Genomic DNA, 9,076 nt, shown 5'->3' on the forward strand with positions numbered 1-9,076 from the left:
GACGGGCTCGCTCACCTGATCACCCACCCTGCCCCACCCCGCAATTCCCCCACCAGACACCTGGATCCACTTCAGTTTCGGAGCGACCACTGTGACGCCTGAATCCCACGCCTCGACCGATACGGACGCCCCCCGGCTCGACCCGCCCCCCGGCTGCCCCGCACACGGCCTCGGGCCCGGCGGACTGCACCGGCTGCACGAGTCGGAGGACCTGGGAGCGCTGTACGAGCAACTGCGGAAGGACCACGGCCCCGTGGCGCCCGTGCTGCTCCACGACGACGTACCGATCTGGGTCGTCCTCGGCCATGCCGAGAATCTGCACATGGTGCGCTCGCCCTCGCAGTTCTGCCGGGACAGCCGTATCTGGACCCCGCTCCGGGACGGCCTGGTCAAGCCCGACCACCCGCTGATGCCGCACATCGCCTGGCAGCCCATCGCCTCGCACGCCGAGGGCGACGAGCACAAGCGGCTGCGTGGCGCGGTCATGGGCGCCATCTCGACCATCGACTTCCGCAGCCTGCGCCGCTACATCAACCGCAGCACGCAGGCCATCGTCAACCGCTTCTGCGAGGCGGGCGAGGCCGACCTCGTCGGCCAGTTCACCGAGCACCTGCCGATGGCCGTGATGTGCGAGATCCTCGGCATGGCCGACGAGTACGACGACCGTCTCGTCGAGGCCGCCCGCGACGCGCTCAAGGGCACCGAGACCGCGATCGCCAGCCACTCCTACGTCATGGACGTCCTGAGCCGGCTCACCGCCCGGCGCCGCGCCCAGCCGGAGGAGGACTTCGCCAGCTATCTGATCACCCACCCGGCCCGGCTGACCGACGACGAGGTCAGGGAGCACCTGCGCCTGGTGCTCTTCGCCGCCTACGAGGCCACCACCAACCTGCTCTCCAACGTGCTGCTCACGGTGCTGATCGACCCGCGCTTCCGTGCCCAGCTCAACGGCGGCCAGATGACGGTGCCTGAGGCGGTGGAGCAGTCCCTGTGGAACGAGCCGCCGTTCAGCACGGTCTTCGCCTACTTCGCCAAGCAGGAGACCGAGCTGGGCGGTCAGCGCATCCGCCGGGGCGACGGACTGCTCTTCGCCCCGGCCCCGGCCAACGTCGACCCGCGGGTACGGCCCGATCTGTCCGCCAGCATGCAGGGCAACCGCTCCCACCTCGCGTTCGGCGGCGGCCCGCACGAGTGCCCCGGCCAGGACATCGGCCGCTCCATCGCCGATGTCGGCGTCGACGCGCTGCTGATGCGGCTGCCCGACGTCGAACTCGACTGCGACGAGGAGGAGCTGCGCTGGACGGCGTCCATCGCCTCCCGGCACCTGGTGGAGATGCCGGTGCAGTTCTCGCCCAAGCCGCCGCAGGACGTGACGGAGCCGCCGAACCACAAGCAGGTCCCCGCGCAGCGTTCCGACTGGCAGATCGGCAGCCCGCAGCCGCAGCCCGCACCGGCCGCCACGCAGCCGCAGCCGGCCCCGGCGCAGCCTCAGCCGGCCCCTGTGTACCCGCAGGTCCAGCCGCCGGCTCAGGAACCGGCCCGCCGCAAGGGCGCCTGGCAGCGTTTCCTGAGCTGGTGGCGCGGCTACTGAGCGGCTGACGGGCCGTCGTACGTCCCGGCGGCCCACCGGTCGTACGACGTCCATGCCGCGAGCTCCCGGCCGCTGCGGAACCGGTGCTCCTCGCCCGTGACCGGATCGGTGAACTCCAGGGCCCGTGCCAGCAGTTGGAGCGGGCGCCGGAAGTCACCGGCCGGTACGGGGCCGGTCACCTCCGGGTAGAGCGGGTCGCCGAGGATCGGCACGCCCAGCGCGGTCATGTGCACCCGCAGTTGGTGCGTCTGCCCGGTGCCGGGCACCAGCCGGTACCGGGCGAGTTCCCCGGCTCCTTCCGGGCGGTGCTCGACGAGTTCGACACGGCTCACGGCGTTCGGCTCGCCCGCCACCTCTCGGGCGGCGAGCACCCCGCGCTCCTTCACGATCCGGCTGCGCACGGTCCGGGGCAGGGTGAGGGCGGGGTCGTACGGGGCGACGGCTTCGTACTCCTTGTGGACCCGGCGGTCACTGAACAGCGTCTGGTACGCGCCGCGCTCCTCGGGGCGCACGGTGAACAGCAGGAGTCCCGCGGTGAGCCGGTCCAGGCGGTGTGCGGCGCCGAGCGCGGGGATGTCCAGCTCCCGGCGCAGCCTGGCCAGCGCGGTCTCGATGACATGGCTGCCGCGCGGGGTGGTGGCCAGGAAGTGGGGTTTGTCCACGACGACGATGTGCTCGTCCCGGTGCACGACCTCCAGCGGGAAGGGCACCGGCACCTCCTCGGGCAGCTCCCGGTGGAACCACACGAACATCCCCGGCACGTACGGCGCGTCCGCCGCCACGGCCCGTCCGTCCGCCCCGACGATCCGCCCCGCGTCGAACATCCCGTCGACGACTCCGGCACCCGCCCCGCTGAGCCGCTCCACCAAGTACTGACGCACCGTGGCCCACGACCCCGCGACGGGCAGCCGCACCCGCACCGGATCCACGCCGTGGCGCTGCGGCAGGGGAGAGGGCGGGATGCGGGGTTTGCGTCTCATCGCGGCCCAGCGTACGAGGCCCGGCGCGCCGGGCGGAAAACCACTGGGACCGCCCCTCGTGTCCTTGCCAGGATGCGGGGCATGCCGTTCCTCACCAGCCCGGTCCTGACCGCCGGAAGTCTCGCCCGCCGCCCGCAGCCCACCCTCGCCACCGACGACGGACTCCTCCTGCGTCCCTGGCGGGCCTCAGACGCGCCCGCGGTGTACGAGGTCTTCCAGGATCCCGTGATGCACCAGTGGCACGCCCGGGCCGCCGACTCCGAGGAGGAGGTCGCCGGCTGGATCGGTGACTGGCACCGGGCGTGGGAGGAGGAGCGGGAGGCGCAGTGGGCCGTCACCGACGCGGACTCCGGCTCGCTGCGGGGGCGGGTCGCGCTGCGCGAGATACGGCTCGACGACGGTGTGGCGGAGGTGGCGTACTGGACCGTTCCGGCGGCGCGGGGCCGGGGCATCGCGGTGCGTGCCACGACCGCACTGACCCGCTGGGCCCTCGACGAGACCGGCTTCCACCGCCTCGAACTCCTGCACGCCGTACGCAACGAGGCGTCCTGCCACGTCGCCACCAGGACGGGCTTCACCCTCGAGGGCACGAAGCGCAGCGCCGCCCTGCACACGGACGGCTGGCACGACATGCATCTGCACGCGCGGGTGCGGGGCGACTGAGGGCGCGTCGCGGCAAGTCGTCGCGTTCGCGTCGCTCAGGCGGCCGGGCTGTTCTCCTGTTCCGCTTCGATGCGTGCGTTCCAGTCCCGCTTCGAGGCCTGCCAGCCGTCCTCGTTGTGGCCGCGTCGCCAGTAGCCGGAGATCGACTGGTCCTCGCGCGCGACGTCGCGCTCGACCCGGAGCAGATGGCGCAGCTCCTTCACGAAGTGCGCCTCGCCGTGGACGAAGGCGTGCACCCGGCCCTCGGGGAACTCCAGGCTCCGTACCGCCTCGACCAGCGCCTCGCCGAGGGGCCGGTCGCCGCGGTGCAGCCAGACGACCTCCACGTCCGAGTCGACCTTCTGCTCTTCCTCGGGGCCGGAAATCTCCACGAAGGCGTATGCCTTGGCGCCGCGCGGCAGGGCCTCCAGGGCGCAGGCGATCGCGGGCAGCGCGCTCTCGTCACCGACGAGCAGATGCCAGTCGGCGTCGGTGTCGGGCGCGTACGCCCCGCCCGGTCCCATGAAGCGCACGGTCTCGCCCGGCTGGACGCGGGCCGCCCAGGGGCCGGCCAGGCCCTCGTCGCCGTGGACGACGAAGTCCAGGGTCAGCTCGCGGTGTTCGGCGTCCCACTGGCGCACCGTGTACGTCCGGGTCACCGGCCACTGTTCGCGGGGGACCTCGTCGCGGATGCGCTGCATGTCGAAGGGTTCCGGATAGGTCACGCCCTCGGGCGGGAACAGCAGCTTCACATAGTGGTCGGTGCACGCGCCCGCCGCGAAGTCGGCGAGGCCCTCGCCGCCGAGCACCACACGCTGCATGTGCGGAGTCAGCCGCTCGGTGCGGACGACCTGAGCGGAGTGCGGCTTGCGCGGCTGGCGTCCGGGTCGCTCTGCCATGAGGACCTCCCTGTCTCGCATAGTTAGGCTTACCTAAGTTAGCACCTCGCCCCCACTTAACACCTCCCGAATGAGAGGTTCATGAACACCTTCGCCCTCCGGAAGGCCGTCGCAAGGCCGTCGGAGAGCTGTCGGAAGGCCGTCGGCCCGCCTCCGTCACACCTCCAGTGTGGTCAGAAGACGCTCCAGTGAGCCGCCCAGTCCCCAGCGGGCCGCCAGTGTCCGAAGCTCCGCCGGGTCGCGCGGGGACCGGGGCAGCGCCGTGGTGACATCCGGCAGCGGCACGTCGTCCGCGACCCGGACCACCTTCGGCGCGACCGCGAGATAGGGGCGCGACTCGTCCAGTCGCCTGCGCTGCGTCGGCGTGAGCTTCGACCGCCGGTCCTCGACCGCCGCCATGATCCCGGCCAGGTCCCCGTACTCGGCCAGCAGCTTGGCGGCCGTCTTCTCTCCGATGCCCGGCACGCCCGGCAGGCCGTCGCTGGGGTCGCCGCGCAGCAGGGCCAGATCCGCGTACCCGCTCCCGTCGACCCCATACTTCCCACGGAGCCATGCCTCATCGGTGAGCTGGAGCGTCCCCACGCCCTTGAGCGGGTACAGCACGCGCACCCCGCGCGCGTCGTCCACGAGCTGGTACAGGTCCCGGTCGCCCGTGACGATGTCGACCGGGCCCTCGGCCCGCCCGGTGAACGTGCCGATCACGTCGTCCGCCTCGTACCCCGCGACGCCCACGCGCGCGATGCCCACCGCGTCCAGCACCGCCTCGATGACCGGCACCTGCGGCGACAGCGTGTCGGGCACCTCCTCCTCGTCCGGGCCGGCCGCGCGCTCCTCGGCGACGCGGTGCGCCTTGTACGAGGGGATCAGCTCCACCCGCCAGTGCGGCCGCCAGTCGGCGTCCATGCAGGCCACGAGCTGGTCGGGCCGGTGGTCCTTGACCAGGCGGTCGATGAAGTCGAGCAGTCCGCGCACGGCGTTCACCGGCGTGCCGTCCGGGGCCCTGACCGAGTCCGGGACGCCGAAGTAGGCGCGGAAGTACAGGGAGGCGGTGTCGAGGAGCATCAGTCGTCCGGTCACGCCACGCATCATGCCGTACGCCACTGACAGCCACTCGCCGCTGCGCAGCGCGTTGTCGTGTGTGCGTCTTGTGTGAAGCGCCCCACTTGTGGGTTTGGCTTTCCGGATCGAGGGGAGGCGCCGCCCCAGAGCGAGGCTGGTTGCGCATTTCAACTGTTTGCGGCCCTGTCCTCGCTCTGTTCTATTGCCGTCGAGATTGAGGTGCACGTGTCAGCGAGGCTTCAGGCAGAGAGCCTGTACAAAGTGTTCGGCAGAAGACCGGACCGAGCGGTCGAGCGGCTTCGCGACGGAGCCGACCGGGAGGAACTTCGCGCCGAGGGCACGACCGCCGCCGTGATCGACGCGTCCTTCACCGTGGAACCCGGCCAGATCTTCGTCGTCATGGGTCTGTCCGGATCCGGCAAGTCCACCCTGTTGCGCATGCTGAACGGCCTGCTCGAGCCGACCGCCGGGCACGTCCGCTTCGAGGACCAGGACCTGACCACGCTCGGCGACCGCGAGCTGCGCAAGGTCCGTTCCCGCAAGATCAGCATGGTGTTCCAGCACTTCGCGCTCTTCCCGCACCGCAGCGTGCGCGAGAACGCCGCCTACGGTCTGGAAGTGCAGGGCGTGCCCCGCGCCGAGCGCGTACGCCGCGCCGACGAGGCGCTCGCCCTGTGCGGCCTGGCCGGCTGGGAGAAGTCCTGGCCCGACGAGCTGTCCGGCGGCATGCAGCAGCGCGTCGGTCTCGCCCGCGCGCTCGCCACCGACGCCGACCTGCTGCTGATGGACGAGTCCTTCAGCGCCCTGGACCCGCTGATCCGCCGTGACATGCAGGACCAGCTCCTGGAGCTCCAGCAGAAGCTCAAGAAGACGATCGTCTTCATCACCCACGACCTGAACGAGGCCATGCGCCTGGGCGATCGCATCGCCGTCATGCGCGACGGCCGGATCGTCCAGATCGGCACCGCCCAGGACATCCTGCTGCGGCCGGAGAACGACTACGTCGCCTCCTTCACCCAGGACGTCGACCGCTCCCGCGTGCTGACCGCGGGCGAGCTCATGGACGCCTCGGTCACCGCCGACGACCCCGGCTGCCAGTGCCGGACCGCCACGGCCGACACCCCGTTCACGGAGCTGTGCGCGATCAGCGCCCGGCTCTCCCACCCCGTCTCGGTCGTGGACAAGGACAACAAGCAGATCGGCGTCGTCCCCCGGCAGCGCCTGATCGGCTTCCTCGGCGACGAGCGGGACGCCACCCCGCAGCCCTGCGACTCCCCGCAGGACAAGGGCGGAGAGAAGGTGACCGCCCGTGCCTAGGATCGAGCTCGGTAGCTGGGTCAACAACGCGGTCGACTGGCTCACCACCCACATGGCGTGGCTCTTCGACTTCTGCAAGACCGTCTTCCTCGGCCTCTACGACGGCATCAACGCCGTCCTCCAGGCCCCCGAACCGCTCCTTCTCGCGGGCATCTTCGCCGTGGTCGCCTTCTGGCTGCGCGGCACGCTCGCCGGTGTCCTCACATTCGCCGGATTCGCGTTCATCGACTCCCTCGAACTGTGGGAGAACGCGATGATCACCCTGGCGCTCGTCCTCGTGGCGACCGTCATCGCGCTCGTGATCTCCATACCCGTCGGCATCTGGGCGGCGCGCTCGGACCGCGTCAGCGGTCTGGTCCGGCCCGTCCTGGACTTCATGCAGACGCTGCCCGCGATGATCTACCTCATCCCGGCGATCCTGTTCTTCGGCACCGGCGCCCCCGCCGGCATCGTCGCCACGCTGATCTTCGCGCTCGCACCGGGCGTGCGCATGACCGAGCTGGGCATCCGGCAGGTCGACAAGGAACTGGTCGAGGCAGCCGACGCGTTCGGCACCACGCCCCGCAACACCCTGCTGCGCGTCCAGCTCCCGCTCGCCCTGCCCACCGTCATGGCCGGTGTCAACCAGGTCATCATGCTCGGCCTGTCGATGGCCGCGATCGCCGGCATGGTCGGCACCGGCGGTCTCGGCGGCGACGTCAACGAGGCCATCGGCCAGCTCAACGTGGGCCTGGGCTCCGAGGCCGGTGTGGCCATCGTGATCCTCGCGATCTACCTGGACCGCATGACCAGCGCCCTGGGCACCCAGGTCTCCCCGCTCGGCCGCCGCGCCGCCGCCAAGCTGCGCGCCGCCCAGGGGCTGAAGATCTGGTCCTACCGGCCCCGCCCGGCCGTCGCCGTGATCGGCGTCGTCGTCCTCGCGCTCGCCGCGGGCGGCATGGGAATGTTCGGCGGCAGCACCGGCACCACGGCCGCGGCCGACGGCAAGAACGTCGGCCAGGGCAAGAAGATCAGCATCGGCTACATCCCCTGGGACGAGGGCGTCGCCTCCACCTTCCTGTGGAAGGAGGTCCTGGAGCAGCGCGGCTACGAGGTCGAGGCCAAGCAGTTCGACGCGGGCCCGCTGTACACGTCCCTCTCCCAGGGCGACGTCGACTTCCAGACGGACTCCTGGCTGCCCACGACCCACGCCCAGTACTGGAAGAAGTACGGCAAGCAGCTCGACGACCTCGGCGCCTGGTACGACAAGACGTCCCTGGAGCTGTCCGTGCCCTCCTACATGAAGGGCATCGACTCCCTGGAGGACCTCAAGGGCAAGGCCTCCCAGTTCGGCGGCAAGATCACCGGCATCGAGTCCAGCGCCGGCGAGATGGCCCTGCTGAAGAGCAAGGTCCTCAAGGAGTACGGCCTGGACAAGGAGTACAAGGTCGTCGACAGCTCCACGCCCGCGATGCTGGCCGAGCTGAAGCGCTCCTACGCCCAGAAGAAGCCGATCGTCGTCACGCTCTGGTCGCCGCACTGGGCGTACAACGACTACGACCTCAAGAAGCTCAAGGACCCCAAGGGTGCCTGGGGCGCGGGCGACGGCGTGCACACCCTGTCCCGCAAGGGCTTCGCGGACGACGACCCGACGGTCGCCAAGTGGCTGAAGAACTTCAAGATGAACGAGAAGGAACTCACCAGCCTCGAAGCCGAGATCAACAAGGCGGGCAAGGGCAATCAGCAGGATGCCGTGCGCGCCTGGCTGAAGCAGAACCCCGGCTTCGCCGACAAGATGGCCCCGGTCGAGAACGCCGGCGGCAGTACACCGGCCGAGGCCAAGCAGCCGCTGGACGTGGCGTGGTTCCCCTGGGACGAGGACATCGCCGTCACCTACCTGTGGAAGAACGTCCTCGAGCGGCGCGGCTACAAGATGAACCTGAAGCAGATGGACGTGGGTCCCGTCTACACGGGCCTGGCCTCGGGGGATCTCGACCTCAACTTCGACGCCTGGCTGCCCTATGCCCAGAAGAACTACTGGGACAAGAACAAGGACCGGCTCAAGGACCTCGGCACCTGGTACGAACCGACCTCCCTGGAGCTCGCCGTACCGTCGTACGTGAAGGGCGTCGACTCCCTGGAGGACCTCAAGGGCAAGTCCGGCACCTTCAAGGGGAAGATCATCGGCATCGAGCCGGGCACCGGCGAGATGGATCTGCTGAAGAACAAGGTGCTGCCCGGCTACGGCCTGGACAAGGAGTACGAGGTCGTCGACGGCTCCACCCCGGCCATGCTGGCCGAGCTGAAGCGCGCCTACGCCAAGAAGGAGCCGATCGCCGTCACGCTCTGGTCGCCGCACTGGGCGTACAGCGACTACGAGCTGACCAAGCTGAAGGACCCCAAGAAGGCCTTCGGCGAGGGCAACACGATCCGCACCATCTCCAACGAGAAGTTCCCCGAGGAGTATCCGCAGCTCACGAAGTGGATCAAGAACTTCAAGATGACCGAGGACGAGCTCGGCACCTTGGAGAGCGAGATCAAGAACCGCGGTCAGGGCCATGAGGAAGAGGCCGTCGCCGCGTGGCTGAAGGAGCACCCCGACATGGTGG

The 9,076-nt window shown here is 70.0% G+C and carries 7 protein-coding genes; 4 read left to right on the forward strand and 3 right to left on the reverse strand.

Annotated features, from left to right (window positions below; translation table 11 throughout):
• The first annotated feature begins 91 nt into the window (after positions 1-91).
• Positions 92-1,591 carry a cytochrome P450 gene (locus tag ACFTZL_RS30170; protein ID WP_382588875.1) on the forward strand — a complete coding sequence of 500 codons (1,500 nt, stop codon included), beginning with the start codon at positions 92-94 and terminating at the stop codon, positions 1,589-1,591.
• Here the strand turns inward: ACFTZL_RS30170 and ACFTZL_RS30175 are convergent.
• Positions 1,585-2,571: an RluA family pseudouridine synthase gene (locus ACFTZL_RS30175; protein WP_382588877.1), complete on the reverse strand. Its 987-nt coding sequence runs from the start codon at positions 2,569-2,571 to the stop codon at positions 1,585-1,587. The genes ACFTZL_RS30170 and ACFTZL_RS30175 overlap by 7 nt on opposite strands.
• Positions 2,572-2,652: 81 nt before the next feature.
• Between ACFTZL_RS30175 and ACFTZL_RS30180 the strand changes: the two genes are divergently transcribed.
• On the forward strand, positions 2,653-3,234 hold the full coding sequence (locus ACFTZL_RS30180) for a GNAT family N-acetyltransferase (RefSeq protein WP_382588879.1): 582 nt from the start codon (positions 2,653-2,655) through the stop codon (positions 3,232-3,234).
• Positions 3,235-3,269: 35 nt separating this feature from the next.
• On the opposite strand, the gene ACFTZL_RS30185 is transcribed toward ACFTZL_RS30180, so the two are convergent.
• On the reverse strand, positions 3,270-4,112 hold the full coding sequence (locus ACFTZL_RS30185) for a siderophore-interacting protein (RefSeq protein ID WP_382588880.1): 843 nt from the start codon (positions 4,110-4,112) through the stop codon (positions 3,270-3,272).
• Positions 4,113-4,268: 156 nt separating this feature from the next.
• Complete coding sequence (locus tag ACFTZL_RS30190) at positions 4,269-5,198, reverse strand: 5'-3' exonuclease H3TH domain-containing protein (RefSeq protein WP_382588886.1); 930 nt, start codon at positions 5,196-5,198, stop codon at positions 4,269-4,271.
• 198 nt (positions 5,199-5,396) lie between these two features.
• On the opposite strand from ACFTZL_RS30190, the gene ACFTZL_RS30195 reads away from it, so the two are divergent.
• Positions 5,397-6,488: a glycine betaine/L-proline ABC transporter ATP-binding protein gene (locus tag ACFTZL_RS30195; protein ID WP_382588882.1), complete on the forward strand. Its 1,092-nt coding sequence runs from the start codon at positions 5,397-5,399 to the stop codon at positions 6,486-6,488.
• Positions 6,481-9,076, forward strand: a 2,596-nt coding sequence (locus tag ACFTZL_RS30200; RefSeq protein WP_382588884.1) for an ABC transporter permease/substrate binding protein, incomplete at its 3' end; no start/stop codon positions are given. The genes ACFTZL_RS30195 and ACFTZL_RS30200, both read left to right, overlap by 8 nt.

The sequence above is a fragment of the Streptomyces sp. NPDC056948 genome, assembly GCF_042674225.1.
GTDB classification, from domain to species: domain Bacteria; phylum Actinomycetota; class Actinomycetes; order Streptomycetales; family Streptomycetaceae; genus Streptomyces; species Streptomyces purpurascens.

What these genes read in the sequence shown, in the direction of transcription:
- ACFTZL_RS30175 (WP_382588877.1), bottom strand. Translation starts at nt 2,571, where the DNA reads ATGAGACGCAAACCCCGCATCCCGCCCTCTCCCCTGCCGCAGCGCCAC.
- ACFTZL_RS30180 (WP_382588879.1), top strand. Translation starts at nt 2,653, where the DNA reads ATGCCGTTCCTCACCAGCCCGGTCCTGACCGCCGGAAGTCTCGCCCGC.
- ACFTZL_RS30185 (WP_382588880.1), bottom strand. Translation starts at nt 4,112, where the DNA reads ATGGCAGAGCGACCCGGACGCCAGCCGCGCAAGCCGCACTCCGCTCAG.
- ACFTZL_RS30190 (WP_382588886.1), bottom strand. Translation starts at nt 5,198, where the DNA reads ATGCGTGGCGTGACCGGACGACTGATGCTCCTCGACACCGCCTCCCTG.